This window comes from Pseudomonas sp. PMCC200344 (genome assembly GCF_030053095.1).
GTDB lineage: Bacteria > Pseudomonadota > Gammaproteobacteria > Pseudomonadales > Pseudomonadaceae > Aquipseudomonas > Aquipseudomonas svalbardensis.
Genome location: NZ_CP125618.1, coordinates 253,365 through 278,850, shown reverse-complemented (window position 1 = coordinate 278,850; position 25,486 = coordinate 253,365). Strand labels below are relative to the sequence as shown.

Annotated in this window: 24 protein-coding genes and 1 pseudogene; 15 read left to right on the top strand and 10 right to left on the bottom strand. The window is 59.1% G+C overall.

Annotated features, from left to right (window positions below; translation table 11 throughout):
- The first annotated feature begins 2 nt into the window (after nucleotides 1-2).
- A complete protein-coding gene (locus QFW87_RS01265; RefSeq protein ID WP_283189625.1) occupies nucleotides 3-1,274 on the top strand; it encodes a HipA domain-containing protein in 1,272 nt (423 codons plus the stop codon).
- 75 nt (nucleotides 1,275-1,349) lie between these two features.
- Here the strand turns inward: QFW87_RS01265 and QFW87_RS01260 are convergent, their stop codons facing one another.
- Together QFW87_RS01260 and hslO are read right to left on the bottom strand one after the other, a co-directional pair.
- On the bottom strand, nucleotides 1,350-2,891 hold the full coding sequence (locus QFW87_RS01260; protein WP_283182508.1) for a phosphoenolpyruvate carboxykinase: 1,542 nt from the start codon (nucleotides 2,889-2,891) through the stop codon (nucleotides 1,350-1,352).
- A gap of 181 nt (nucleotides 2,892-3,072) precedes the next feature.
- On the bottom strand, nucleotides 3,073-3,975 hold the full coding sequence (gene hslO, locus QFW87_RS01255; RefSeq protein ID WP_283182507.1) for an Hsp33 family molecular chaperone HslO: 903 nt from the start codon (nucleotides 3,973-3,975) through the stop codon (nucleotides 3,073-3,075).
- A gap of 104 nt (nucleotides 3,976-4,079) precedes the next feature.
- Here hslO and QFW87_RS01250 point away from each other — a divergent pair.
- Nucleotides 4,080-4,314: pseudogene (locus QFW87_RS01250) on the top strand (phosphoesterase); the annotation flags it as partial.
- 172 nt (nucleotides 4,315-4,486) lie between these two features.
- Here the strand turns inward: QFW87_RS01250 and QFW87_RS01245 are convergent.
- A complete protein-coding gene (locus QFW87_RS01245) occupies nucleotides 4,487-4,894 on the bottom strand; it encodes a S4 domain-containing protein (RefSeq protein WP_129439414.1) in 408 nt (135 codons plus the stop codon).
- Between the two features lie 116 nt (nucleotides 4,895-5,010).
- Here QFW87_RS01245 and QFW87_RS01240 point away from each other — a divergent pair, with 116 nt between their 5' ends.
- From QFW87_RS01240 to rimK, 3 genes are read left to right on the top strand one after another with little or no spacing between them, the layout of a single operon-like run.
- Nucleotides 5,011-5,790, top strand: a complete 780-nt coding sequence (locus tag QFW87_RS01240) for an EAL domain-containing protein (protein WP_283189624.1) — start codon at nucleotides 5,011-5,013, stop codon at nucleotides 5,788-5,790.
- A gap of 34 nt (nucleotides 5,791-5,824) precedes the next feature.
- On the top strand, nucleotides 5,825-6,286 hold the full coding sequence (locus tag QFW87_RS01235; RefSeq protein WP_176471525.1) for an ATP-dependent zinc protease: 462 nt from the start codon (nucleotides 5,825-5,827) through the stop codon (nucleotides 6,284-6,286).
- On the top strand, nucleotides 6,283-7,188 hold the full coding sequence (gene rimK / locus QFW87_RS01230; protein WP_283182504.1) for a 30S ribosomal protein S6--L-glutamate ligase: 906 nt from the start codon (nucleotides 6,283-6,285) through the stop codon (nucleotides 7,186-7,188). Before QFW87_RS01235 ends, rimK begins: the two co-directional genes overlap by 4 nt.
- Before the next feature lie 40 nt (nucleotides 7,189-7,228).
- Here the strand turns inward: rimK and QFW87_RS01225 are convergent, their stop codons facing one another.
- Together QFW87_RS01225 and ompR are read right to left on the bottom strand one after the other, a co-directional pair.
- Nucleotides 7,229-8,542 (bottom strand): ATP-binding protein, encoded by a 1,314-nt coding sequence (locus QFW87_RS01225; RefSeq protein WP_283182503.1) that lies wholly within the window; start codon nucleotides 8,540-8,542, stop codon nucleotides 7,229-7,231.
- A 115-nt stretch (nucleotides 8,543-8,657) separates the two neighbouring features.
- Nucleotides 8,658-9,398, bottom strand: a complete 741-nt coding sequence (gene ompR, locus QFW87_RS01220; protein WP_027922237.1) for a two-component system response regulator OmpR — start codon at nucleotides 9,396-9,398, stop codon at nucleotides 8,658-8,660.
- 361 nt (nucleotides 9,399-9,759) lie between these two features.
- Between ompR and QFW87_RS01215 the strand changes: the two genes are divergently transcribed.
- The 7 genes from QFW87_RS01215 to tauD all read left to right on the top strand — a co-directional run bounded on the left by QFW87_RS01215 (nucleotide 9,760) and on the right by tauD (nucleotide 18,048).
- Nucleotides 9,760-12,084, top strand: a complete 2,325-nt coding sequence (locus QFW87_RS01215; protein WP_283182502.1) for a Tex family protein — start codon at nucleotides 9,760-9,762, stop codon at nucleotides 12,082-12,084.
- The gene (locus QFW87_RS01210) at nucleotides 12,084-12,467 is read left to right on the top strand and encodes a PaaI family thioesterase (protein WP_283189623.1); all 384 of its coding nucleotides are present in this window, start codon (nucleotides 12,084-12,086) and stop codon (nucleotides 12,465-12,467) included. Before QFW87_RS01215 ends, QFW87_RS01210 begins: the two co-directional genes overlap by 1 nt.
- 293 nt (nucleotides 12,468-12,760) lie before the next feature.
- A complete protein-coding gene (gshA, locus tag QFW87_RS01205) occupies nucleotides 12,761-14,344 on the top strand; it encodes a glutamate--cysteine ligase (RefSeq protein WP_283182500.1) in 1,584 nt (527 codons plus the stop codon).
- A 183-nt stretch (nucleotides 14,345-14,527) separates the two neighbouring features.
- On the top strand, nucleotides 14,528-15,505 hold the full coding sequence (gene tauA, locus QFW87_RS01200) for a taurine ABC transporter substrate-binding protein (RefSeq protein WP_008149275.1): 978 nt from the start codon (nucleotides 14,528-14,530) through the stop codon (nucleotides 15,503-15,505).
- A 15-nt stretch (nucleotides 15,506-15,520) separates the two neighbouring features.
- Nucleotides 15,521-16,315 carry a taurine ABC transporter ATP-binding subunit gene (gene tauB / locus QFW87_RS01195; RefSeq protein WP_283189622.1) on the top strand — a complete coding sequence of 265 codons (795 nt, stop codon included), beginning with the start codon at nucleotides 15,521-15,523 and terminating at the stop codon, nucleotides 16,313-16,315.
- Nucleotides 16,312-17,145: a taurine ABC transporter permease TauC gene (tauC, locus tag QFW87_RS01190; protein ID WP_283189621.1), complete on the top strand. Its 834-nt coding sequence runs from the start codon at nucleotides 16,312-16,314 to the stop codon at nucleotides 17,143-17,145. Before tauB ends, tauC begins: the two co-directional genes overlap by 4 nt.
- Nucleotides 17,146-17,205: 60 nt before the next feature.
- Nucleotides 17,206-18,048 carry a taurine dioxygenase gene (tauD, locus tag QFW87_RS01185; RefSeq protein WP_283182497.1) on the top strand — a complete coding sequence of 281 codons (843 nt, stop codon included), beginning with the start codon at nucleotides 17,206-17,208 and terminating at the stop codon, nucleotides 18,046-18,048.
- Nucleotides 18,049-18,099: 51 nt separating this feature from the next.
- Here the strand turns inward: tauD and mgrA are convergent, their stop codons facing one another.
- The 3 genes from mgrA to QFW87_RS01170 form a co-directional block, all read right to left on the bottom strand.
- The gene (gene mgrA / locus QFW87_RS01180; protein WP_283189620.1) at nucleotides 18,100-19,137 is read right to left on the bottom strand and encodes an L-glyceraldehyde 3-phosphate reductase; all 1,038 of its coding nucleotides are present in this window, start codon (nucleotides 19,135-19,137) and stop codon (nucleotides 18,100-18,102) included.
- A 171-nt stretch (nucleotides 19,138-19,308) separates the two neighbouring features.
- Nucleotides 19,309-19,773: a type II toxin-antitoxin system HicB family antitoxin gene (locus tag QFW87_RS01175; protein ID WP_283189619.1), complete on the bottom strand. Its 465-nt coding sequence runs from the start codon at nucleotides 19,771-19,773 to the stop codon at nucleotides 19,309-19,311.
- The gene (locus tag QFW87_RS01170) at nucleotides 19,770-19,952 is read right to left on the bottom strand and encodes a type II toxin-antitoxin system HicA family toxin (protein WP_046045491.1); all 183 of its coding nucleotides are present in this window, start codon (nucleotides 19,950-19,952) and stop codon (nucleotides 19,770-19,772) included. The genes QFW87_RS01175 and QFW87_RS01170 overlap by 4 nt, the downstream gene beginning before the upstream one ends.
- 140 nt (nucleotides 19,953-20,092) lie before the next feature.
- On the opposite strand from QFW87_RS01170, the gene QFW87_RS01165 reads away from it, so the two are divergent.
- Both QFW87_RS01165 and QFW87_RS01160 read left to right on the top strand, forming a co-directional pair.
- On the top strand, nucleotides 20,093-20,398 hold the full coding sequence (locus QFW87_RS01165) for an SDR family oxidoreductase (protein WP_283184500.1): 306 nt from the start codon (nucleotides 20,093-20,095) through the stop codon (nucleotides 20,396-20,398).
- 135 nt (nucleotides 20,399-20,533) lie between these two features.
- Nucleotides 20,534-20,794, top strand: a complete 261-nt coding sequence (locus QFW87_RS01160; RefSeq protein WP_095127627.1) for a hypothetical protein — start codon at nucleotides 20,534-20,536, stop codon at nucleotides 20,792-20,794.
- An 8-nt stretch (nucleotides 20,795-20,802) separates the two neighbouring features.
- Here the strand turns inward: QFW87_RS01160 and betT are convergent, their stop codons facing one another.
- On the bottom strand, nucleotides 20,803-22,758 hold the full coding sequence (gene betT / locus QFW87_RS01155; protein WP_283190869.1) for a choline transporter BetT: 1,956 nt from the start codon (nucleotides 22,756-22,758) through the stop codon (nucleotides 20,803-20,805).
- Nucleotides 22,759-23,216: 458 nt separating this feature from the next.
- On the opposite strand from betT, the gene QFW87_RS01150 reads away from it, so the two are divergent.
- Nucleotides 23,217-24,397 (top strand): IS3 family transposase gene (locus tag QFW87_RS01150; protein WP_283182702.1). Its coding sequence is split into 2 segments (ribosomal slippage): nucleotides 23,217-23,472 and nucleotides 23,472-24,397, totalling 1,182 coding nucleotides; the frame shifts between segments, so codons are not numbered across the junction.
- 85 nt (nucleotides 24,398-24,482) lie between these two features.
- Here the strand turns inward: QFW87_RS01150 and epsC are convergent.
- Nucleotides 24,483-25,409 (bottom strand): serine O-acetyltransferase EpsC, encoded by a 927-nt coding sequence (gene epsC, locus QFW87_RS01145; protein ID WP_283182494.1) that lies wholly within the window; start codon nucleotides 25,407-25,409, stop codon nucleotides 24,483-24,485.
- Nucleotides 25,410-25,486: the final 77 nt, after the last annotated feature.

The following is a 25,486-nucleotide window of genomic DNA, read 5'->3' as shown; positions in this document are numbered from 1 at the left end:
AAATGACACTGATCGCGGTGTATGCCGATTGGGAAACCCTGCAAGGACCAAGGCGTCTTGGGTTTCTTCATGCCGGAAAAGCTCGCTCCACTAACGTGTTCGAGTTTGAGTACGACACTGCTGCTTTGGCCGATCCCGAGTTGAATTTCACGACGCTGGATCCCCGCATCAGGCTCTTCGAAGGGCGACAGTTTCCAGGACAGCACCAGACCCGCTTCGGCGTTTTTGCCGACTCAAGCCCGGATCGCTGGGGTCAATTGCTGATGAAACGCCGACTGGAACGGGACATCCGTGACGACTTGGTCCCGAAGGGTACCAAGCTCTATGAGTCGGATTTCCTGTTAGGCGTTCATGACCTCTATCGAGTCGGTGCGATTCGTTACAAGCTCAATGACGAAGGCAATTTTCTGGATGATCGAGATGGATTGGCGGCGCCTCCTTTTGTCGAATTACGCGCGTTAGAGCAGGCAAGTCGAGCATTGGAGAACGATCCAGACAACACGTCACTCGATGGACGCGAGTGGCTGAGAATGTTGATCGCACCCGGTGGTTCACTGGGCGGTGCCAGGCCCAAGGCCAGTGTTGCTGACAAAAATGGTCATCTGTGGATCGCCAAGTTTCCGAGCACTCGGGACGACTATGACGTCGGCGGATGGGAATTCGTGGTGAGTGTTCTGGCGAATCAATGCGGTCTGCGGGTAGCGAAGGGTATTGCGCAACGCTATGCGAGCGACCAACACTGCTTCATGGTCAAGCGCTTCGACCGTACCGAAACGGGTGGCCGACTACATTTCGCCTCAGCCATGACCATGACTGACCGCGTGGACGGTGACGATGCATCGGTGGGCGCCAGCTATCTAGAGCTGGCAGAAGTACTCATGGAGCATGGCTCAGAACCCGACAAAGATCTCCGCGAGTTGTGGTCGCGTATCGTGTTCAACATCCTGGTCTCCAATACAGACGACCACATGCGCAACCATGGTTTTCTCCTTGACCCCGGCCGGGGGTGGCGCCTGTCTGACGCCTACGACATGAACCCGGTAGCACACGCCGATGGGTTAAAGCTCAACATTACAGATGCCGACAATGCTTTGGATCTCGAACTTGCTCGCGAAGTAGCCGGGTACTGTCGGGTTAGCCGTGCAGATGCGGAAGAAATTATTGAGAGCTTCCAAGAGGTCGTGGGTCAGTGGGCAAAAGTGGCCAGCGCAGTTGGGCTGTCGAAGCGAGAACAAAACAATATGGCTCCCGCGTTTCGCCTGTCTGCCAAGTGACCCCGTACTACTCGTCTTTCTCCCACAAAAAAGCCGCCCTCAAAGGGCGGCTTTTTCATTCGCTAAATCCAAGCCTTACAACTTCGGCCCAGCAGCCTTGATCGCGTCGCTCACTTCAAACTTCTTGAAGTTCTCAACAAACAACCCAGCCAACGCTTTAGCGGCTTCATCGTAAGCAGCCTTGTCAGCCCAGGTGTTACGTGGGTTCAACAGACCAGTTTCAACGCCCGGCACAGCCAATGGCACGTCGAGGTTGATGGTGTCGAGGTGTTCGGTTTCAGCACCGATCAACGCGCCGCTCTGAATCGCTGCGATCACGCCGCGAGTAGTCGGGATGTTGAAGCGTTTGCCGACACCGTAGCCGCCGCCGGTCCAGCCGGTGTTGACCAGGTAGACCTTGGAGCCGAAGCCGCGGATGCGTTTGATCAGCAGTTCTGCGTATTCGCCGGCCGGACGCGGGAAGAACGGTGCGCCGAAGCAGGTGGAGAAGGTCGACTTGATGCCGCTGCCGGAACCCATTTCGGTCGAGCCCACCAGTGCGGTGTAGCCGGACAGGAAGTGGTAGGCCGCTTGTTCTTCGCTGAGGATCGAGACTGGCGGCAGCACGCCGGTCAGGTCGCAAGTCAGGAAGATCACAGCGTTTGGCTCGCCACCGAGGTTTTTCTCGGAACGCTTGGCAACGTGCTCCAGCGGGTAGGCGGCGCGGCTGTTCTGGGTCAGGCTGACATCGTCGTAATCGGCGTGCTTGGCGTCATCGATAACGACGTTTTCCAGGACTGCGCCGTGCTTGATGGCTTTCCAGATGACCGGCTCGTTCTTCTCGGACAGGTCGATGCACTTGGCGTAGCAGCCGCCTTCGATGTTGAAGACAACGCCTTCGCCCCAGCCGTGCTCGTCGTCACCGATCAGGTAACGGCTTTCATCGGCGGACAGGGTGGTCTTGCCGGTGCCGGACAGACCGAAGAACAGGGTCACGTCGCCCGCTTCGCCGATGTTGGCGGCGCAGTGCATTGGCAGCACGTCGGCAGCCGGCAGCAGGAAGTTCTGCACCGAGAACATGGCTTTCTTCATTTCACCGGCGTAACGCATGCCGGCGATCAGCACTTTCTTCTGAGCGAAGTTGAGGATCACGCAACCGTCGGAGTTGGTGCCGTCACGCTCTGGCACGCACTCGAAGTTGGCAACGTTGAGCACTTGCCACTCATCACGGCCAGCCGGGTTGTACTTTTCCGGGTTGATGAACAGGCAACGACCGAACAGGTTCTGCCAGGCAGTCTGGGTGGTCATCTTCACGGCCAGGTAGTGGTCTTCGGACGCACCTACATGCACGTGGGAAACAAAATGCTCTTGCGCGTTGTTGAACGCCTCAACGCGAGCCCACAGGGCATCGAACTTGTCGGCCGGGAACTTGCGGTTGATCGGGCCCCAGGCGATGGCGGCTTGGGTGGTCGGCTCTTCAACGATGAAACGATCGACTGGCGAGCGGCCGGTGCGGTGACCGGTGCGAACAACCAGCGCGCCGGTATCGGCAAGCTCGCCTTCACCGCGACTCAGGGCTTCTTTTACCAGATCATCAACACTCAGATCGGTGTACACGGCGTTATTGGCTTGCGTCATGAGGTTCCCCGTCGGCCATTGGCCGAGTGTGCTCCAAACGTTTTGTAGTAGAAAGTCGTGCACTACTACCGCGAAAAAAGTGGGCCGGATTATGCCAGAAAAGCCCAAAAATAGTAGGGCCCTCCCGTCGTAACGGCGTTATTCCGGCACAAACCAGTGAATTTACCTGCGCTGAACCGTTTTAGTGACGGGTATCTGACGGCGTATCAACACCCGCGCCGGCGAATAATTGAGCGATATCGGCGGCGTCGAACAGGTAGCGCTCGTTGCAAAACTGGCAATCAATCTCAATGTTGCCGCCATGTTCGATCACGAGTGACTGGGCATCTTCCAGACCCAAACTGACCAGCGCATTGGCAGAACGTTCGCGGGAGCAGCTGCAACGGAAGCGTAGTTTCTGCACATCGAAAAGACGAACCTGCTCTTCGTGGTAGAGACGATGGAGGATGGTTTCGTTGTCCAGGCTCAGCAATTCATCGGCGGTCAGGGTGCTGCCCAGCGCGGTGATGTGCTGCCAGCTGGCGGCGCGTTCTTCTTCGTCTTTCAAACGATCAGCAGGCAGTTGTTGCAACAACAGGCCACGGGCGCGACGACCATCGGCGTACAACCAGAAACGCGTACCGACTTGTTGGGACATCACGAAGTAGTTAGTGAAGCACTCCGACAGGGTTTCGCCATCGAGGTCGACGATGCCCTGGTAACGCTGGCCCTGGGTCGGGTCGACGGTCAACGCCAATACGCCGTTGGGCATCAGGTCGGCGAGGGTCGCATCCGGCGCGATCTGCTCGGCTTCGTATCGGGCCAGGCCACGGATTTCGCGCTCGCTGGAGCACTCGATCATCAGCAGCGGAATCGGGCCTTCGGAACGGGCCTGGAGAATCAGCAAGCCATCGAACTTCAAAGTGCCGACCAACAACGATGCCGCCGCCATCAGCTCGCCGAGCAGTTGTGCAACCGGCTCCGGGTAAGGGTGTTTAGCGAGGACTTCGGCGTAGCTACGCTCCAACCCGACCAGCTCGCCGCGGGTGTCGCTGTCATCGAAGATGAAGCGTTGGGTGTAGTCGGTATCCGGTAAATCGGTCATAGGTCTGGGTATCTGAAGTAATGACAAAATGAATTCAAACAGTGAGAAATTGCGCCTCTGCGGCACCACTCGGGTGCGCAATGTTCAGCCGTGAGCCGCATTTTATGAACAATCCGGGTTTGTTCCAAGCAAGGTGGAATGTACGCCGGTTGGCTTATGCAATTTTTTGCCTCTGGTACTGCTGGCCTTTTGGTTATGGCCTACAGATCAGAGGCTGTGTTTGGTTTTCGACGAGTGGCGCTTTCACCCATCCAACGCGCTGCTGGCGATTAACCCGATATGGCTACACGTTTGGGCAATTGCAAGTCTGCGTCCCTCAATGCGGTGGTTGGGGTGATTCCGCTGTTTATCCGCATGTTGTTCGCCAAATTCGCCTGCCAGGCGAGTGCTGCGCGCTCGTTCGCGAGCAAGCCCGCACACATTAAACCGAGTCGCCGGGGAGTACGCGGTCAACTGTGGGTGCGGGCTTGCTCGCGAAGGCTGCTTCACAGGCAACACAGAAGCAACTGACTTACTCGTCGTTGCTGCTTCCACGAAACTTGAACAAATCCCGTCGCTGCTTCTTGCTCGGCTTGCCATCGGTGCTCACGCCCAGCGAACCAGCCTTGCGCATGGCCGCAGCCGCCTCGCGCTTGGCGATGCTGGCGTCGGTTTCAGCGTAGAGCGCCTGAGCCTCCGGTGCGCCACGGCGTACGATCGACAGCGCCTGAACCACCACTGTGCGTTCCTCGAACCCTGCGCGAATCTGAAACTCGTCGCCGATCCTCGGTTCCTTGCCCGGTTTGCAGCGCTCGCCCCGGCAATGCACCTTGCCGCTTTCTATCGCCGCTTTGGCCAAGGCGCGTGTTTTATAAAAACGCGCGGCCCACAACCATTTATCGAGACGAACCTTGTCGTCCTCTTCCTGTTTTTGTGCCACTTGAATTCCTCTTTTAGCCCATAGTCGGAACTGTACTACCGTTTCTGTCGGGCGCAAGAACTCGGCCCTCCAGATAGAATGTCGACTTGGCCGGCTCACCGGCATGGAGTGATTGAGTGACTATATTTCCGTCTTCATTGACCTCGCCCAAGGGCGGTTGCCAGGGTTGCCAGCAAAGCGAGCCTTTAGGCTTCGATTTTACCTTTGCCTACCAACCGATCGTCGATTTGCGAGATCAGTCGATTTTCGCCCATGAGGCGCTCGTGCGCGGTGTAAAGGGTGAGGGTGCACTGTCGGTTCTCGATCAGATCACCGAGGACAACCGCTACCGCTTCGACCAGCTCTGTCGGACCCGAGCCATTGAAGGCGCGGCGAATCTAGGGATGCAGACGCATCTGTCGATCAACTTCATGCCCAACGCCGTGTACCGCCCGGAACTGTGTATTCAAAGCACGCTGGAAGCAGCGAAAAAACACAACTTCCCCATCGACCGGCTGATTTTCGAAACCCTGGAAAGTCAGCACGTAGATAACTATCGCCATTTGACCAATATTCTGCGTGAATACCGCGAATTCGGCTTCAAGACCGCCATCGACGATTTCGGCGCGGGCTACTCGGGGCTCAATCTGCTGGCTGATTTCCAACCGGACCTGATCAAACTCGACATGGCACTGATCCGCGATGTCGACCGCGATCGTGTTCGTCAGGCTATCGTTCGAGGGATTGTCACAATCTGTGCGGAGCTGAACGTTACAGTCATTGCCGAAGGGATCGAAAGCGCCGGAGAACGGGATTTCCTGGCGGACTGTGGAATTTTTCTGATGCAGGGTTACTGGTTCGCCAAGCCCGCATTCAAAGCGTTGGCCCAGGTAACGCCTGGGACCTGGACGCGTTAATCGCCGGTTTTTCCTATTGAAGACATTTGACCATTTGACCGTTGTCGGTCTGCGCGAGTGGGTGGCGCTCCCGGATTTGGGAGTCGCGGGCCTGCGCGCAAAAATCGACACCGGCGCCAGCACCTCCAGCCTGCATGCCACCGATATCGAACCGTTCGAGCGCGACGGGGAGCAGTGGGTGCGCTTTACTGCTCACTTGGGCACGGTGGTGCAACTGCGTCACCGGCGCTGCGAAGCACCCCTGGTGACGATGAAAACCATCAAAAGCTCTAACGGCCACGCGCAGATGCGTTACGTGGTCAGCACCACCCTGGCCCTCGGTGATCGGGTCTGGCGGGTCGAGTTCACCCTCGCCTGCCGCAAGTCCATGCGTTATCGCCTGTTACTCGGTTCCAAAGCCTTGATCGACGGCCAGTTGGTGGTCAACCCGGGCATTAAGTACGTACAAGACAAGCCGGTGTTCCCGGTATCTACCTCCTCCACAGGTGTTGCATGAAGATCGCTGTGCTGTCGCGGAACCCACGTCTGTATTCCACTCGTCGTCTGGTCGAAGCCGGTACCGAGCGTGGCCATGAAATGGTGGTGATCGACACCCTGCGCGCCTACATGAACATCGCCAGCCACAAGCCGCAGATCCACTACCGCGGCAAGCCGCTGGAGGGTTTCGATGCGGTAATCCCGCGGATTGGCGCGTCGGTGACGTTTTATGGCTGCGCGGTGTTGCGTCAGTTCGAAATGATGGGGGTGTTCCCGCTCAATGAATCGGTGGCCATCGCCCGCTCGCGGGACAAACTACGTTCGCTGCAATTGCTGTCGCGCCGAGGAATCGGTTTGCCGGTCACCGGTTTTGCGCACTCCCCGGATGACATTCCCGACTTGATCGAGATGGTCAACGGTGCGCCGCTGGTGATCAAGGTGCTGGAAGGCACTCAGGGCATCGGCGTCGTGCTGTGTGAAACGGCGACGGCGGCGGAGTCGGTGATCGAGGCGTTCATGGGCCTGAAGCAGAACATCATGGTTCAGGAATACATCAAGGAGGCCGGCGGGGCGGACATTCGCTGCTTCGTGGTGGGCGACAAGGTGATCGCGGCGATGAAACGCCAGGCGAAGCCTGGGGAGTTTCGCTCCAACCTGCATCGCGGCGGCAGTGCCAGCCTGATCAAGATCACACCGGAAGAACGCATGACGGCGTTGCGTGCGGCGAAGGTCATGGGGTTGGCGGTCGCTGGTGTGGATATCCTGCGTTCCAATCACGGGCCGCTGGTGATGGAAGTGAACTCCTCGCCGGGACTTGAAGGGATTGAGACCACCACCAGCAAGGACGTGGCGGGGATCATCATCGAGCATCTGGAGAAGAATGGTGGGCCGAATATGACGCGGACCAAAGGCAAGGGTTGACACACTGATCGTTCCCACGCGCTGCGTGGGAACGATCGGGTCAGACGGCATCCCTCGGCAACATAAGCCCAAGCGGCAATCGCACCCGCGCTTCCAGCCCACCACCAGACCGATTGCGCAGTTCAACATTCCCGCCGTGCATCGAAGCAATCCGCTTCACGATCGCCAAGCCCAACCCGGTCCCCTTCCCGCCACGGGCTCGGTCACCCCGAGTAAACGGGTTGAAAATAGCCTCCAGCTCAGACGGATCAATCCCCGCCCCACGGTCCATGACACTCAGCACCACATACGGCGCGCTGGTATCGCCGGACACATAAGCCGCCACTTCGACACCGCTGCCGGCGTGATGCAAGGCGTTGCCAATCAGGTTGTTCAACAGCCGCTTCATCGACACCCGACGCAACGGAAACGGCTGAATCGGCTCCAGGCGCAGGCGCACTTTCTCTTCGTTCTGGTTGTACGGCGCCGCGACTTCGCGCACCAGATCGCTCAGGTCCACCTCTTCCACCGACTCGTCGCGACCATCGCGAATGAACGCCAGGAACTGGTCGAGAATCGCGTCCATGTCTTCGATATCGCGGACCATGTCGTCGGTCAGATCGCTGTGGTCGCCCATGAGTTCCAGAGATAGCCGTAACCGGGTCAACGGTGTGCGCAGGTCGTGGGACACCCCGGCCAGCATCAATTCGCGCTCACGCCCCGCCTGTTCGACGTCTTCCGCCATCTGGTTGAAGGCGCGGTAAACCTCGGTCATTTCACTCGGCGTATCGCTGATCGGCAGACGCACGCTGCGGCCCTGGCCGAGTTGCCTCGCGGCATAGACCAGACGTTTCAATGGTTGATTGAGCTGACTGACGAAGATCCACGCCGAGGCGGTGGACAGCAGTCCGATCGCGAGAAACCAGCCGAGTACGTTCCAGATTTTCTGGCCGCGCAATGGATGCGGGTAAAGCGGCACTTTCAGCCAGCCATCGCCCAGGCTAGGCGCCCGAACCCACAGGGCCGGCGGCGAGTGCATGCGTAATCGCACTTCGGTGTCGTCACCCAGCTCCGCTTGCATCTGCCGCTGATAGATCTCGCTGTAAGGCCAATGTTGCTCGCCTTCCGGCACACCAGCGCCCACTACCCGGATCAGGGTCGCGGCATCGGCAATCTTCGTGCGGTTTTCTTCATCGGCCGCCCAATAAGCGCGCAGCGTCAGGGCGACGCCGTGGCTGTATTGGCGGTCCACCAGCACGTCTTCGTTCATCAACAAGTAAACCAGGGTCAGCGCCTTGGAGAACAGAACGACGATCAGCACCAGCCACAGGGTGCGGGAGAAAAAACTCTGGGGGAACCAAACGGGGGTTTTCATGGATAGCCGCTACACACTTGCAGGAGCGAGCGATGCTCGCATATTGCGGATCGCGAGTCTGCGAGCAAGGTCATCTGACCCGTTGCCCGCAAGACCCGCTCCTACAAATCGCCGTTCACTTGGTGGCGGCGCCATCCGGAACGAACACGTAACCCACGCCCCAGACAGTCTGGATGTAACGCGGTTTGGAGGGGTCGGGTTCGATCATCCGGCGCAGACGCGAGATCTGCACGTCAATGGACCGCTCCAGCGCGTCCCATTCGCGGCCACGGGCCAGGTTCATCAGCTTGTCGCGGGTCAGTGGCTGACGCGCGTTCATCACCAATGCCTTGAGTACCGCAAACTCACCAGTGGTGAGCATGTGCACTTCGTCGCCGCGCTTGAGTTCGCGGGTGGCCAGGGACAGTTCGTAGTCACCGAAGGTCACGCTTTCGTCTTCGCTGCCCGGTGCGCCCGGCACAGGAGTCGATTGACGACGCAGGACCGCTTTGACACGAGCCATCAGCTCGTCCGGGTTGAATGGTTTGGCCAGGTAATCGTCGGCACCCAGTTCCAGGCCCTTGATGCGGCTCAGCTCATCGCCCTTGGCGGTCAGCATGATGATGGGGATCTGGTTGTTCGCGGTGCGCAGGCGGCGGCAAGCGGTCAAGCCGTCTTCGCCGGGCAGCATCAGGTCGAGGACGACCAGGTTGAACACTTCACGCGCCAGCAGGCGATCCATTTGTTCCGTGTTCGGGACGGCGCGGGCGCGGTAGCCCTTGCTGACGAAAAACCGTTCCAGCAGGCTGCTCAGCCCTGGATCGTCGTCAACAATAAGAATTTTTTCGCCTTCAGCAATGTTTGCAGTGCTGCTCATTAGATGCTCCTTTGATCTCGGCGCGCATTATGGCGTAGCTGCCGTTATACGCACCGTGTGCATTGTTAGCAGATTTTTCCTTGATCGCCAGGAATCCGGCCTTTCTGCCTACAGCCTGCGATGCCCCCGAATGACAGAACGCTGGTTATAATGCGCGGCCTTTTGTGTCAGGCAACGTCTGATCATTACTGTAGGTGGCCGTTTTTTATTTTCATGGCGCCGGCAGTAATTGTTCGATTTCACGGGTCAACGGGATACCTGTTGATCCAGGTAGCGGCGCAGGCCAGGCCGCTCAACCAGACTCGCCGAGCCTTTATCTCTGCGCCTGCGAGCCTGCTTTCACAATTTGTCAGGTGGTTTTATGGACAGCATCAACAGCCGCATCGCCGAGGAACTCGGCGTACGCCCACAACAGGTCGAAGCGGCCGTCGCGCTACTCGATGAAGGCTCCACGGTGCCCTTCATCGCCCGTTACCGGAAAGAAGTGACCGGCAGCCTCGATGACATCCAGTTGCGTCATCTGGAAGAGCGTCTGCGCTACCTGCGAGAACTCGACGAACGGCGTATCAGCATCCTTGCCAGCATCCAGGAACAAGGCAAGCTGACCCCGCAACTTGAACGCGACATTAAACTCGCCGACACCAAAACCCGCCTCGAAGACTTGTACCTGCCGTACAAGCAGAAGCGCCGCACCAAGGGCCAGATCGCCCTGGAAGCCGGCCTCGGTGAGCTGGCCGACGGCCTGTTCAACGACGCGACCCTGACCCCAGACGTCGAAGCCGCGCGCTTCGTCGACGCTGAAAAAGGCGTGGCCGACGTGAAGGCTGCCCTTGAAGGCGCCAAGTACATCCTCATGGAGCGTTTCGCCGAAAACGCCGGCCTGCTGGACAAGCTGCGCAGCTACCTCAAGCAGGAAGCCACTCTGAGTGCCCGCGTGATCGCCGGCAAAGAAGAGGAAGGCGCCAAGTTCCGCGACTACTTCGAACACGACGAACCGCTGAAAAGCATGCCGTCGCACCGCGCGCTGGCGATTTTCCGTGGCCGCAACGAAGGCATTCTGAGTTCGGCGCTGAAAGTCGGCGACGAACTGCCGGGCGCCATGCACCCGTGCGAAGGCATGATCGGCCAGCAATTCGGCATCCAGAACCAGAACCGCGCCGCCGACAAATGGCTGGGCGAAGTGGTGCGCTGGACCTGGAAGGTCAAGCTCTACACCCACCTCGAAACCGACCTGCTGGGCGAACTGCGCGATGGCGCAGAAACCGAAGCGATCAACGTGTTCGCTCACAACCTGCATGACTTGCTGCTGTCGGCGCCGGCTGGCCCGCGCGCCACATTGGGCCTCGACCCGGGCCTGCGCACCGGTTGCAAGGTCGCCGTGGTCGATTCCACCGGCAAACTGCTGGATCACGCCACGGTTTACCCGCACGTACCTCACAACAAATGGGACCAGACCATCGCGATTCTGGCGGCCCTGTGCGCCAAGCATGCAGTGGACCTGATCGCCATCGGCAACGGCACCGCCAGCCGTGAAACCGACAAGCTGGCCGCTGAGCTGATCAAAAAATACCCAGCCATGAAGATGACCAAAGTCATGGTTTCCGAGGCCGGCGCATCGGTTTACTCGGCGTCGGAACTGGCTTCGAAAGAATTCCCGGACCTCGACGTGTCGATCCGTGGCGCCGTGTCGATTGCCCGTCGCCTGCAGGATCCACTGGCTGAGCTGGTGAAGATCGATCCGAAATCCATCGGCGTCGGCCAGTACCAGCACGACGTGTCGCAGCTGAAACTGGCGCGTGGCCTGGATGCAGTGGTCGAAGACTGCGTGAACGCCGTGGGCGTGGACGTGAACACCGCCTCCGTGGCGCTGCTGGCCCGCATCTCCGGCCTCAACGCGACCCTGGCACAGAACATCGTCAGCCACCGCGACGAGCACGGCGCGTTCAAGACTCGTGCTGCATTGAAGAAAGTCGCTCGTCTGGGCGAGAAAACCTTCGAACAGGCCGCTGGCTTCCTGCGCGTCATGAACGGCGACAACCCGCTGGATTCGTCTGCGGTTCACCCGGAAGCCTATCCGCTGGTCCAGCGCATCGCCGCTGAAACCGACCGCGACATTCGCTCGCTGATCGGCGATGCCAGTTTCCTCAAGCGTCTTGATCCGAAGAAGTACACCGACGAAACCTTCGGTCTGCCAACGGTCACCGACATCCTGCAAGAGCTGGAAAAACCTGGCCGCGATCCACGTCCCGAGTTCAAGACCGCCGAGTTCCAGGAAGGCGTCGAAGACCTCAAGGACTTGCAATTGGGCATGATCCTCGAAGGCGTGGTGACCAACGTGACCAACTTCGGTGCATTCGTCGACATCGGCGTGCATCAGGACGGTTTGGTGCACATCTCTGCGCTTTCGGAGAAGTTCATCAAGGATCCGCGTGAAGCGGTGAAGGCTGGCGACGTGGTGAAAGTGAAGGTCATGGAAGTCGACATCCCGCGCAAACGCGTTGGCCTGTCGATGCGCATGAGCGACACGCCGGGCGAGAAAATCGACGGTGCCCGTGGTGCACGTCCGGGTTCGGCGCCACGCCAGTCCCAGAACACCGCACCGCGTAAAGAAACCACGGCGGCGGCTCCGGCCAACAACGCCATGGCTTCGCTGTTCGCCAACGCCAAGCAGTTGAAGAAACGCTGATGAACATCCCGGCCGGGCTGACCGAAAGCGCTTTTTTCAAGTTGCTGGGGTGTCGCTTGCACAGTCTGGAAGCCGGGGTGGCGCAAGTCGCCCTCGGGCTTGCGCCAGAACTGCGCAATCGCGGCGGCAAGCTGCACGGCGGGGCCTTGTTCAGTCTGGTGGACATTGCCATGGGGCTGGCCTGTTCCAGCACCCATGGTTTTGACCAGCAGAGCGCGACCATCGAGTGCAAGATCAATTACATTCGCGCCGTCGCAGACGGTGAAGTGATTTGCACGGCGCGGGTGATCCACCCGGGCCGCCGCACGCTGGTGGTTGAAGCCGACGTGATGCAAGGCGACAAACTCGTCGCAAAAGCACAAGGCACGTTCGCTGTCCTGTAGATGAATGTCATCAATTTGAGTTAATTTCGGCGCTACGAAAGCTGCGTCGGGATTTTCTGTGGGAGCGGGCTTGCTCGCGAAGGCGGTGTTTCAGGAAACATTCAAGTCGCCTGACACACCGCCTTCGCGAGCAAGCCCGCTCCCACAGGGGATTGCGGCGATCAAACCTTGGCCGGCTGACAACAGTCCCGAGAGGTTCCCAAACCAGGCGAAAACGCCAGTTTCAACTTCACCCTTGTAGACCGTCTTGCCCACCCCCATATTGGGGCGACTGACGCGTGAAGGAATCCAACTTGAGCGAACTTCTCAACCGCCGCCTGGCTCTGCTCGGCGAGCGCGCTAACCTCTCTCTGCTCGAACAGTGCCTTCACGGCATCGAACGTGAATGCCTGCGCGTGACCGGCGAAGGTCGCCTGGCGCAAACGCCGCACCCGGAAGAATTGGGTTCCGCGCTGACCAACGAACAAATCACCACCGACTATTCCGAGTCGCTGTTGGAGTTCATCACGCCCGCCCTGCCCGACCCGGCAGACACCCTGGCGAGCCTGGACAAGATCCACCGTTTTGCCTACAGCAAGCTCGGCAGCGAGTACCTGTGGAGTCCATCGATGCCGTGCCCGTTGCCGGCCGAGGAAGACATCCCGATTGCCTATTACGGCACCTCCAACATCGGTCAGCTCAAGTACGTCTACCGCAAGGGCCTGGCCCTGCGGTACGGCAAGACCATGCAGTGCATCGCCGGGATCCACTACAACTTTTCCCTGCCGGAAAAGCTCTGGCCGCTGCTTAAAGAGGCTGAAGGCTTTGTCGGCACCGACCGCGATTATCAGTCGTCGGCCTACATCGCGCTGATCCGTAACTTCCGTCGCTACAGCTGGCTGCTGATGTACCTGTTCGGTGCTTCGCCTGCGCTGGACGCCGGTTTCCTGCGCGGTCGTTCGCACCAGTTGGAACAACTGGACCCGGACACCTTGTACTTGCCGTACGCCACCAGCCTGCGCATGAGTGACCTGGGTTACCAAAGCAACGCCCAGGCCGGTCTGACGCCGTGCTACAACGACTTGGCGAGCTATACCGATAGCCTGCGCAAAGCGGTCGCAACACCTTACGCGCCGTACGTCGAAATCGGCACGCATCAGGACGGTGAGTGGGTTCAGCTCAACACCAACATCCTGCAAATCGAAAACGAGTACTACTCCAACATTCGCCCGAAACGCGTGACCTACACCGGCGAACGGCCGATCCAGGCGCTGGTGGCCCGCGGCATTCAGTACGTTGAAGTGCGTTGCCTGGACATCAACCCGTTCCTGCCGATGGGCATCGACCTGCCGGAATCGCGGTTCCTCGATGCGTTCCTACTGTATTGCGCGCTGAACGACAGCCCGCTGTTGACCAATACCTCGTGCGGCAACGCAACTTCGAACTTCCTCAGCGTGGTCAAGGAAGGTCGCCGTCCGGGCCTGCAATTGCAACGCGACGGCCATCCGGTGGACCTGAAAGAGTGGGCCAGTGAGTTGCTGGAGATGATTGCACCACTGGCGGCGATGCTGGATCAGAGTCATGGCGGCGATGCACATAGCAAGGCACTGGATGCGCAGCTGGCCAAGGTCAAGGATCCATCGCTGACGCCATCGGCCCAGGTGCTGGTGGCAATGGCTGAGCACAAGGAGAGCTTTGCTCAGTTCTCCCTGCGTCAGAGCCAGGCACATGCGGAGTTTTTCCGCAGCGAGCCGCTTTCAAGTGAAGATCAGGCGAAATTTGAAGACCGGGCGCGTTCGTCGCTGGCCGAGCAGATTGAGCTGGAGCAGAACGAAGTCGGCGATTTCGATGTGTTTGTCGGGTCGTATCAGGCGAGCATTCTGGCGATCAGCAACTAACCTGCAATCGCAGGTCACCTGTGGGAGCGGGCTTGCTCGCTCCCACATGGATAACGATGTACTACTCTCTCTTAGAATTTTCCGCTCATAAGCTCATTCGAAAAAGTTATTTATTTTCGGATTCTTATATCATTTAGTCTCCTTTTCACGCCGACTCTCGGTCGCCTGACAAGGAGCTTCTCAATGAAACTGACTTTCCCCCTTCGCCTGCTGGCGGCCGCGTCTCTGGCTGCGGTGAGTTTCTTTGCCCAAGCGGCTGACGTCACCGTCGCCTACCAGACCACCGTAGACCCGGCGAAAGTCGCCCAGGCCGACGGCGCGTACGAAAAAGCCACCAACGCCAAGATCGACTGGCGCAAATTCGACAACGGCGCCGACATCATCGCCGCCATCGCTTCTGGCGACGTGCAGATCGGTTACCTCGGTTCCAGCCCCCTGACGGCGGCAATCACCCGCAAAGTCCCGGTAGAAACCTTCCTAATCGCCACGCAGATCGGCGCCGCTGAAGCCTTGGTTGCCCGCGACGGTTCCGGGATCAAAACCCCGCAGGATCTGATCGGCAAGAAAATCGCCGTGCCGTTCGTTTCCACCGGCCACTACAGCCTGTTGGCCGCGCTGAAGCACTGGAACATCGATCCATCGAAAGTCACCGTCCTCAACCTTGCCCCGCCTGCCATCATTGCCGCGTGGAAACGCGGTGACATCGACGCCACCTACGTGTGGGACCCAGCCCTTGGTGTCGCCAAGGAAAACGGCAAAGTGCTGATCACTTCCGGCGAACTGGCCAAGTTCGGCGCGCCGACCTTTGATGCGTGGATCGTGCGTAAAGACTTCGCCGAGAAGCACCCGGAAATCGTCACCGCGTTCGCCAAAGTGACCCTCGATGCCTACGCCGACTACCGCAAAGACCCGAAAGCCTGGCTCGCCAACCAATCCAACGTCGACAAGCTGGTGAAACTCTCCGGCGCCAAGGCCAGCGACATTCCATTGCTGCTGCAAGGCAACGTCTTCCCGCTGGCGGCTGATCAGGTGATCACCCTCGGCGCACCGACCACCAAAGCCATCACCGACACCGCCGCGTTCCTGAAAGAACAAGGCAAGGTTGAAGCCGTGCTGCCGGACTACGCCCCCTACGTCAGCGCAAAATACATCACCAACTGATCGGAGTTAACCGCGATGGCTTTGCTTCAGCTGGAGCGCATCAGCGCACAGTACCCCGGCGCCGCCGAACCGGTACTGGCGGATATTTCTCTGAGCCTTGGGCCCCAGCAATTGCTGGTCGCCCTCGGCCCGTCCGGCAGTGGCAAGACTTCGCTGTTGAACTTGATTGCCGGTTTCGTCGAGCCTAGCGCCGGGCGTATCACCCTTGATGGCGTGCCGGTCAAAGGCCCGAGCGCCGAACGCGGCGTGGTGTTCCAGGACGATGCCCTGCTGCCCTGGCAGGACGTGCTGGCCAACGTCGGTTTCGGTCTGGAACTGGCCGGCATTGCGCGGAAAAAACGTGAACTGCGCGCCCGGGAAATGCTCGCACTGGTGGACCTTTCCGGCTTCGAAAACCGTCGAATCTGGCAACTCTCGGGCGGTCAGAAGCAACGTGTCGGCCTGGCCCGTGCCCTTGCTGCTGATCCGCGCGTTTTGCTGATGGACGAACCCTTCGGCGCCCTCGACGCCTTCACCCGCGAACAGATGCAGGAGTTGCTGCTGCAAGTCTGGCAGCGCACCGCAAAACCCGTATTTCTGATTACTCACGACATCGAAGAAGCGGTGTTCCTCGCCACGGACCTGATTCTGCTGGCGCCAAACCCAGGGCAAATCGTCGAGCGCCTGAGCTTGGATTTCGGTCAGCGTTACGCCGCCGGGGAGTCGGCTCGATCGATCAAGTCCGACCCGCGCTTTATCGAAACCCGCGAACACGTGCTCGCCAAAGTGTTCTCCCAACGCAGCACCGCCCAGCGGCAGGAGACCGTATGAGCAGCTATGAGATTCCGGCCGTCACGGTCAAACCGCACTCGACGGTGATTCCTGTTCGTCGCAGCCTCAGTACTCGCTGGATCAGTCTGCTGACACTCGTCGCACTCGTGGTTATCTGGTGGGCCGTCACCGCCACTGGAATGATCGAACCGCTGTTCCTGCCGCCACCCTCCGCCGTACTGCAAAAAGGCTGGCTGCTGGTGACCACCGGCTACATGGATTCAACGTTGTGGCAGCACCTTAGCGCGAGTCTCAGCCGAATCGGCCTGGGCCTGGGCTTTGCGGTGCTGACCGCCGTTCCCGTTGGAATCGCCATCGGCCACAATCGCATCGCTCGCGGCATTCTCGATCCGCTGATCGAGTTCTACCGCCCTATTCCACCGCTGGCTTATCTGCCGCTGATCGTGATTTGGTGCGGCATCGGTGAGCTATCGAAAGTCTTGCTGATCTACCTCGCGATTTTCGCCCCGATCGCCATCGCTACCGCGACCGGCGTGCGTACCGTCGACCCGGCCAAACTGCGCGCGGCACAGTCGTTGGGCGCGACCCGGGCGCAGTTGATTCGCCATGTGATTCTGCCGAGTGCGCTGCCGGATATTTTGACCGGTGTGCGCATCGGTCTGGGTGTAGGTTGGTCGACATTGGTCGCCGCCGAATTGATCGCCGCCACCAGTGGTTTGGGTTTCATGGTGCAGTCGGCCGCGCAGTTCCTGGTCACCGATGTGGTGGTGCTGGGAATTCTGGTGATCGCGCTGATCGCCTTCTCCATGGAAATGGGCTTGCGCGCCCTGCAACGCAAACTGGTGCCGTGGCATGGCCAGGCTCACTAAGACGTTTTGATCGCACTGACTACGCCGACAGCTCGGCGCCCCGGATTGAAGAGAAAGACCATGAGCAACCTGACAATCGTCCCCCTAAGCTCGGCCCTCGGCGCGCAAATCAGCGGCGTCGACATCAGCCAGCCGCTGAACCTGGAACAGCGTGACGCCATCGAGCAGGCGCTGCTCAAACATCAAGTGTTGTTCTTTCGCGATCAGCCGATCACACCGCAGCAGCAGGCACGTTTCGCCGCCAATTTCGGCGACCTGCACATTCACCCGATTTACCCGAATGTGCCGGAACAGCCCGAAGTGCTGATCCTCGACACCGCCGTCACCGACGTGCGCGACAACGCGATCTGGCACACCGACGTGACCTTCCTGCCGACTCCGGCCCTGGGCGCGGTGCTCAGCGCCAAGTTGTTACCGGAGTTTGGTGGCGACACGCTGTGGGCCAGCGGTATCGCGGCGTATGAAGCGCTTTCAGCGCCGATGAAAAACATGCTCGAAGGGCTGACGGCCACCCACGATTTCACTCGTTCGTTCCCGCTGGAGCGTTATGGCAACACGCCGGAAGCCTTGGACCAGTGGGAAGAAGCGCGCAGGAAAAACCCGCCGCTGTCACACCCGGTGATTCGCACTCATCCGGTGAGCGGACGCCGGTCGTTGTTCGTCAATGAAGGCTTCACCTCGAAGATCAATGAGCTGTCGGAAACCGAAAGCGAGGTGATTCTGAAGCTTCTGTTTGCCCACGCGACACGGCCGGAATTTACCATTCGCTGGCGTTGGCAGAAGGACGACGTAGCGTTTTGGGATAACCGCGTGACACAGCATTACGCCGTAGATGATTACCGGCCGGCTCGGCGGGTGATGCAGCGGGCGACGGTGTTGGGGGATGTGCCGTTTTTCCGGTAACCCGATCGCCCGATCGTTCCCACGCAGAGCGTGGAAACGATCAGTTAGAGGTCATTCAGCCGTCGAAGGCTTCTCCCAAAGATTGACCCCGCCCTCTTGGGCAAACCGGTCAATTTCCGCCAATTCCTCCGCACTAAAGCTCAGATTCTTCAACGCACCGACGTTCTCGATAATCTGCTCCGGCCGGCTCGCACCGATCAGCGCCGACGTCACGCGCGGATCGCGTAACGTCCACGCCAGTGCCAGCTGCGCCAGGCTCTGACCGCGACGCTTGGCGATCTCATTTAGCGCACGCACATGAGCGATGTTGGCTTCGGACAGGTGCGATGTCTGCAACGAACCACCGCCCGGACGATTGACCCGCGCGTCCGCCGGCACACCATTGAGGTACTTGTCGGTCAACAACCCCTGGGCCAATGGCGTAAACGCAATCACGCCCGTACCGAGTTCGTCCGTGGTATCCAACAGGTCTTTTTCCACCCAACGATTGAGCAGGTTGTAAGCCGGTTGGTGAATCAGCAACGGGACTTTCCACTCTTTCAGCAGCGCGGCCATTTCACGGGTTTTAACGCCCGAGTACGAGGAGATACCGATGTACAACGCCTTGCCCTGTTGCACGGCGGTGGCCAGTGCGCTGGCGGTTTCTTCCAGCGGCGTGTCCGGGTCGAAGCGGTGGGAATAGAAGATGTCCACGTAGTCCAGGCCCAGGCGCTGCAGGCTCTGGTCGAGGCTGGCCAGCACGTATTTACGTGAACCGCCGCCCTGACCATAAGGGCCGGCCCACATGTCCCAACCGGCCTTGCTCGAGATAATTAGCTCGTCGCGATACTGATTGAAGTCTTCACGCAGCAAACGACCGAAATTGATCTCGGCGCTGCCATACGGGGGGCCGTAGTTGTTGGCCAGGTCGAAATGGTTGATACCAAGATCGAACGCGGTACGCAGCAACGAACGCTGGGTGTCGATCGGCGTGCTGTCGCCGAAGTTGTGCCACAGGCCCAAGGACAGCGCCGGCAGCACCAGACCGCTGCGACCCACGCGGCGGTAAGGGATGGAGTCGTAGCGGTTTTCGGCAGCGGTGTAGGTCATCGAATCCTCTCTTGTCTGTCTTGAAGTTGGTATCGACTGCTTCGCAAGTTGCCCAGCATACGCCCAGACAAACGCCGATGAACCTCGGACTCGATAAAATGCTGAAACGTTTCATATACTTCATCTTTGCTGCCAGTTGATCGTTCCACTCTGCGTAGGAGCGATCAACATTTACGCCGACAACTCACGCAGGGCAGCGGCAGCCAAAAAGCCAGACCTTGAGCTGTACCGCTGATCCCGCCTGACTGTTTGATCAATACGCTCAAGCAACTGCTCAGGCAGTGTGGCATTGAAGCGCACCGACTTTCCGAAGTAAGGCGTGATATCGAATTCGACCACACCCCACACGCCGCCGGCGTAATCAGGGTTATCAAGATGAGCGTCGATCTCATGCACCTGCGGCAGTGGATCGCCATCGGCCACCAAGCCTTCGTAGTGCAACGACAGCGCTTCCTTCACGTTTTCAAATGCCTGCGCCACAGTACCGCCTGCGGAGAAACAACCCGGCACGTCCGGGATAATTACTCCGTATTCTGAGTCGGCATCCTTGTGCAGAACGACCGGGAATTTCATTTCGCTAATTCCTTCCTGTGATGTGGCCCGCTCGGGGCTTTCGTATCCGGTGTCGGGGCTCATTTCAGACCCGCCTGTTTCAATATGCTGTTGATCGTTCCTTTTGGAAGATCCGAGTCCGGGTGCTTTATCGTCACCCTCCCTGGCTTGCACGGATGCTTGTACTGATGATGGCTGCCTTTCACGGCCACCAGATACCAACCATCCTCCTCGATCATCCTGATCATTTCCCGACTTCGCATCACCTTCGTCCTTGTGGGCAGCACCTGCTGCGTACACTACGCGACGAAGCTTCATGCCAATACACACCATACACACTCTGATAAATATTAGCCTATCGTGCAGAGGCCTGATTTCCCTATAGACCAGCGGCTACTGTGCGATCAAGGCAGATGTAGCGAACGCCGACGACGTACGCCGGATGTTCGACGAGACCGAAACGCAACTGGGCAAAGTCGATGTGCTGGTGAACAACGCCGGCATCCTCAAAGTCCTGCCGCTGGCGCAACACACGGATGAGCTGTTCGATCAGAACTTCAACATTCATGCTCGCGGCACGTTCAAGATGGCCCCGCTGGAACGCCTGGCTCAGCCAGAAGACATCGCCCGCGTTGTGTCCTTCCTGGTCGGCCCGGATTCGGGTTGGGTCAACGGGCAAATCCTGCGCGTCAGCGGCGGGCTAGTTTAACTATGCTCACTTGACACCGCAGCGCCCCTATCGCGAGCAGGCTCGCGCCCACAGGATTGCGACGATCTTGTGGGAGCGAGCCTGCTCGCGAAGGCGGCCCCAAAAACAACACACATTCGAAGGGCGGAACACATCATGCACACCACGATCATCATCACCTTCGGCCTGATCCTCCTGGCGCTGATGCTGTTCATCGGCGAGAAAATCGGCTTTAGTCGCCAAGTCCTGGCCTTCAGCTTTGTCGTGCTGTGGCTGGCGCTGACGCTGATCAACGGCGCGGTCGGCATGGTCAATGCCGGCCAGCCGTTCAGCACGGAACTGGTGGTCGGCAGCGCCGTGTTCGGTGTACCGGTGGCGGCGCTGGTGTTGTTCATGGTGTTGACCACCGAGACGTGAGTGTTCGATCAACGCACCAAATGCAAAAACTGCATGTGCCGCTCGTACTGATCAAGGATGTCGTTGATGATCTGCTCCTTGGTGTAACCCACCAGATCGTAGTCCTGACTGCCCTCGCTCAAGTGCACTTCAGCCCGGTAATAACGACGGTTGTTGAGTTCCTTGGAACCCATGCCGCCACGGGCAAAGGACGGCGTGAAGTAGCCACGCATCTGCACCTGATAGATAAACGGATGCTCCTCGCCGTGACCGATTTCCAGGCTGACGTTGTCGTTGGCCGGGTCCGGCTGAGTGACCACGTTCAAACCCTTCTCGACGAACACCGCCGAGACGTCTTCAATCGCCGGGCGCACCGTCGTATCGAGGAAGCGGTAAACCTCATCGCGAGATGGGAAATGCACGGCCTGAGTCAAGCGTTGACGCCAGCCGCCACGTCTCGATCCGGATACCGGTGCCAGGGAATGCATCTGCGCGATCTGCTTCTGCGACTCCAGGTAGAACGCTTTGTGCAGCCCCCACATCATCAGCAGCAAGATCATCGAGAACGGCAACGAGGTCAGCACCACCGCTGACTTCAGCGCATCGATGCTGCCGGAAAACAGCAGCGCACTGGTCACCAACGCGGTCATTGCGCCCCAGAACACTCGCAGCCATTTCGGCCCGTCTTCATCGGGATTGCCGCCCTTGGCAGACAGCGTCGACAGCACCACGGTGCCGGAGTCGGCAGACGTCACGAAGAACACGAAACTGATGAACACCGTGACCGCGATGACGGTTTTGCTCCACGGGTAGGTTTCCAGCAGCAAGTAGAGGGTCATCGACGGGTTATCGATGGCCGACATGCCGAGGGCGCTCATGCCGTGATTGAGGACTTGATCGATGGCGCTGTTGCCGAAGATCGACATCCACGCGAGGGTGAAGCCGAGCGGGATCAGCAGCACGCCAAAGACGAATTCGCGGATGGTCCGGCCACGGGAAATCCGTGCGATGAACAGGCCCACGAACGGCGACCATGCGATCCACCAGGCCCAGTAGAACACCGTCCAACCGCCCAGCCAGTCGCTCGGTTTGTCGTAGGCGTACAGGTCGAAACTCTTCATCGGCAAGGCGCCGAGGTAGTCACCGATGTTCTGGATCAGAGTGTTGAGCAGGTGCTGGGTCGGGCCGGCGAACAATACGAACAGCAACAGCGCGCAGGCCAGCAGCATGTTGATGTCAGACATCACGCGCACGCCTTTATCGACACCGGACACCGCGACGATGATCGCCGCGCCCATCATCAGCGTGATCAGGCCGACCTGAATCCACTGGGTGTGAGCGATGCCGAACAGGTAGTCCAGACCCGAGTTGAGGTGCAACACGCCAAAGCCCATGTCGGCACCGAGGCCGAACACCGTGGCGATGATGCCGAAGCCGTCCACCGCGTAACCGATGGGGCCGTTGATGCGCTTGCCGATCAGCGGATAGAGCGCCGAACGTAGGGCCAGCGGCAGGTTGTGACGGTAGGCAAAATAAGCCAGCGCCATGCCAACAAAGGCGAACACGCCCCAGCCGTGCAGGCCCCAGTGCAAAAACAGAATCTGCATCGCCTGACGCGCCGCATCCGCCGTGCCGGCTTCGCCTTGCGGGGGTTGCGCCAGGTGTGTCAGCGGTTCGGACACGCAAAAAAAGAACAGCGTGATGCTGATCCCGGCGGCGAACAGCATGCCGGCCCAGGACAGGTAACTGAATTCGGGCTCGTCGTGGTCGGCACCGAGCTTGATCTTGCCGTAGCCGGACAAGGCGGTGACCACCACGAAGACCAGATACAGGGTCATCGCGAGCATGTAGTACCAGCCGACCGTGTTGGCCGCCCAGTTCTGCGCTTCCAGAAGCCAGGCGCCGGCTTGTTCAGGCATGGCGATGACGATGATGCCGAACAGCAAAATGAACGTCGCCGAAAAGTAAAACACCGGCGGATTCATGCGGACCTGACCGCTAGCGGGGGTGGGCGATGCACTCATGAAAGATGCACCTCAAGGGGGTGAAACAGGGCAATCAGTAACGGACTCGGCATAGGCAAGCCTCCTGTTGTGAGCGGGCAGCAAACCGGCGGTTTAACTTGAATGAGCGTTCAAGTTAAACATGAATAGGGTGCTAAGGACTAATCGCAAGGCTCGGCGGTACTGTTCGTACGCTAGCTCAAGGAAGGGTATGACGTGGGGTTTGGGGGATTCGTTCAGTGGAAATTGGCGGAATGCCATTATCTCTGTACAGATCTGAGATCCACCCCTCACCCTTACCCTCTCCCAAAGGGGCGAGGGGACTGACCGAGGTGCTTAGTAGACATTCTGCGACCTGAAATCCCGAGTCGAACTCTGCAGTGGTCTAATTTCCCCGGACACCCCGATAGGTGGAAAATGCACCTATTGAGGAGTTCTCCATGACCGACAAACGTAAAGTATTCGACGACAGCTTCAAGCTGGAAGTTGTAAAGATGATCAAGGACCAGGGCCTGAGTGTTTCACAGGTTTGTCGTGATCTTGATATTGGTGATACGGCCGTTCGACGCTGGGTACAACAGTATGAGGCCGAGAAGTTGGGACAAGCCGGGATCGGCAAGCCGCTGACCTCTGAGCAACAGCGTATTCGTCAGTTGGAGCAAGAAAACCGTCAACTCAAGATGGATAACGATGTACTAAAAAAAGCCACCGCCTTCTTTGCCCGCGAGCTGAAGTAACGTACCGCTTGGTTCGGCAGCTGCAACAGAAGGCTTATTCGGTGGCGTATGTGTGTCGTTTGTTGGGGGTTAGTCGATCCGGCTTCTACGAGGCCAACAAGCGCGCTGAGGCTCCTGCATCGATCTGCCCCGTTGCTCTGCAACTCAAGGCGTCGTTTGCTGAAAGTGGCGGCTGCTATGGCAGTCGCCCATTGCGTAAAGCGTTACGTGCAAAGGGTATGGAAGTAGGCATTTACAAGATTCGCCGCATGATGCGCGTCAACGGCCTGCGTTCGGCCTGGAAGCGTAAATTTGTGCACACCACCGACAGCAAACATGACCTGCCGATTGCTGAAAATGTATTGAACCGCCAATTTGAACCCGAGGCGGCGAACAAGGCCTGGGTAGCAGACATTACCTACATCCGAACCCGCAGTGGCTGGCTGTATCTGGCTGTGGTGCTGGACTTGTTCTCACGCAAGGTAGTGGGCTGGTCAATGGCGCCGAACATGCCCGCTGAACTGGTGTGCAGTGCAATGCAGCTGGCGGTTGCTCAACGTCAACCGCCACCCGGCTTGATCGCCCACTCGGATCGCGGCAGCCAGTACGCGAGTGCGAGCTACAGAGCGCTGCTGGCAAGAAGTGACATGCAGCAAAGCATGAGCCGTAAAGGTAACTGCTGGGATAACGCAGTGATGGAGCGCTTCTTCCTGAGCTTGAAAATGGAGCGGGTATGGCGACGTGATTACGCCAACCATGGCGAGGCGATACGCGACATCACTGAGTACATCGTTGGGTTTTACAACAACGAACGGCTGCACTCGAAACTGGGATATCTGCCACCGACAGTTTATGAACGGGCGATGGCATCAAAATCACCTATCGAGGTGTCCGGAATTAGTTGACCACGACACCCCTTTCCCCCTCTCCCCACTGGGGAGAGGGCTGGGGTGAGGGGTGGATCTCAAATCAGACAACGATTCTACCGCCCTACTTCTGCGTCCCGTCATCATGCTGCAGATTCGCTTGAGTCAGGTTGCTCCCCGCCGGCACGCTGCGGGTCAGCCAGACATTACCGCCAATGGTCGACCCCTCGCCGATGGTGATCCGCCCCAGAATCGTCGCACCGGCATAGATCACCACGTCATCCTCGACAATCGGATGTCGCGGCTGCCCCTTCTGCAACTGACCGTCTTCATCCGCCGGGAAGCGCTTGGCGCCCAACGTCACGGCCTGATAAATCCGCACACGCTCGCCGATGATGGCGGTCTCGCCGATCACCACACCCGTCCCGTGATCGATGAAGAAGCTGCGACCAATCTGCGCGCCAGGGTGAATGTCGATGCCAGTGGCCGAGTGGGCGATCTCCGCGCTGATCCGTGCCAGCAGCGGCAAACCGGACCTGTACAAATGATGGGCCAGGCGATGGTGAATCACCGCCAGAATCCCTGGATAGCACAGCAACACTTCATCGACACTGCGAGCCGCTGGATCGCCGTGATAGGCCGCCAGCACGTCGGTGTCGAGCAGACTGCGCAGCCCCGGCAATGCGAGGGCGAAGTCCTGAATGATCTGAATCGTTTTGGCCTCGACTTCAGTGTCGGCCTGGGCACTGTGGCGAGCGGCGTAGCGCAATTCGAATCGCGCCTGAGCCAGCAACGCGTTCAACGCAACGTCCAGCGTGTGGCCGACGTAGAAGTCTTCACTCTCCTCGCGCAAATCCACCGGGCCGAGGCGCATCGGGAACAACGCGCCACAGAGGGCTTCGAGAATCTCTGCCATGGCCGCTCGGGAAGGCAACTCGCGACCGCCCTGTTCGGTGCTGGCGCGACCATTTTGTACGCGCCACTGATCACGCGCCGTGCGCAGTTGGCTGACAATGGTCTGCAGTTGCCAATGACTGGAACGCTCGCTCACGGTAAAAACTCCTCACGGGCGGCCGGACTGTCTGGCCGCGTTAACCGCGATTACTTTACGGCATGGTCTGGAAGCCG

What these genes read in the sequence shown, in the direction of transcription:
- betT (WP_283190869.1), bottom strand. Translation starts at nt 22,758, where the DNA reads ATGAATCCGCCGGTGTTTTACTTTTCGGCGACGTTCATTTTGCTGTTC.
- QFW87_RS01260 (WP_283182508.1), bottom strand. Translation starts at nt 2,891, where the DNA reads ATGACGCAAGCCAATAACGCCGTGTACACCGATCTGAGTGTTGATGAT.
- QFW87_RS01175 (WP_283189619.1), bottom strand. Translation starts at nt 19,773, where the DNA reads ATGAGCCCCGACACCGGATACGAAAGCCCCGAGCGGGCCACATCACAG.
- tauB (WP_283189622.1), top strand. Translation starts at nt 15,521, where the DNA reads ATGGCTTTGCTTCAGCTGGAGCGCATCAGCGCACAGTACCCCGGCGCC.
- tauD (WP_283182497.1), top strand. Translation starts at nt 17,206, where the DNA reads ATGAGCAACCTGACAATCGTCCCCCTAAGCTCGGCCCTCGGCGCGCAA.
- hslO (WP_283182507.1), bottom strand. Translation starts at nt 3,975, where the DNA reads ATGACCGATTTACCGGATACCGACTACACCCAACGCTTCATCTTCGAT.
- tauC (WP_283189621.1), top strand. Translation starts at nt 16,312, where the DNA reads ATGAGCAGCTATGAGATTCCGGCCGTCACGGTCAAACCGCACTCGACG.
- tauA (WP_008149275.1), top strand. Translation starts at nt 14,528, where the DNA reads ATGAAACTGACTTTCCCCCTTCGCCTGCTGGCGGCCGCGTCTCTGGCT.
- QFW87_RS01160 (WP_095127627.1), top strand. Translation starts at nt 20,534, where the DNA reads ATGCACACCACGATCATCATCACCTTCGGCCTGATCCTCCTGGCGCTG.
- QFW87_RS01265 (WP_283189625.1), top strand. Translation starts at nt 3, where the DNA reads ATGACACTGATCGCGGTGTATGCCGATTGGGAAACCCTGCAAGGACCA.
- mgrA (WP_283189620.1), bottom strand. Translation starts at nt 19,137, where the DNA reads ATGACCTACACCGCTGCCGAAAACCGCTACGACTCCATCCCTTACCGC.
- QFW87_RS01225 (WP_283182503.1), bottom strand. Translation starts at nt 8,542, where the DNA reads ATGAAAACCCCCGTTTGGTTCCCCCAGAGTTTTTTCTCCCGCACCCTG.
- rimK (WP_283182504.1), top strand. Translation starts at nt 6,283, where the DNA reads ATGAAGATCGCTGTGCTGTCGCGGAACCCACGTCTGTATTCCACTCGT.
- ompR (WP_027922237.1), bottom strand. Translation starts at nt 9,398, where the DNA reads ATGAGCAGCACTGCAAACATTGCTGAAGGCGAAAAAATTCTTATTGTT.
- QFW87_RS01210 (WP_283189623.1), top strand. Translation starts at nt 12,084, where the DNA reads ATGAACATCCCGGCCGGGCTGACCGAAAGCGCTTTTTTCAAGTTGCTG.
- QFW87_RS01215 (WP_283182502.1), top strand. Translation starts at nt 9,760, where the DNA reads ATGGACAGCATCAACAGCCGCATCGCCGAGGAACTCGGCGTACGCCCA.
- QFW87_RS01170 (WP_046045491.1), bottom strand. Translation starts at nt 19,952, where the DNA reads ATGCGAAGTCGGGAAATGATCAGGATGATCGAGGAGGATGGTTGGTAT.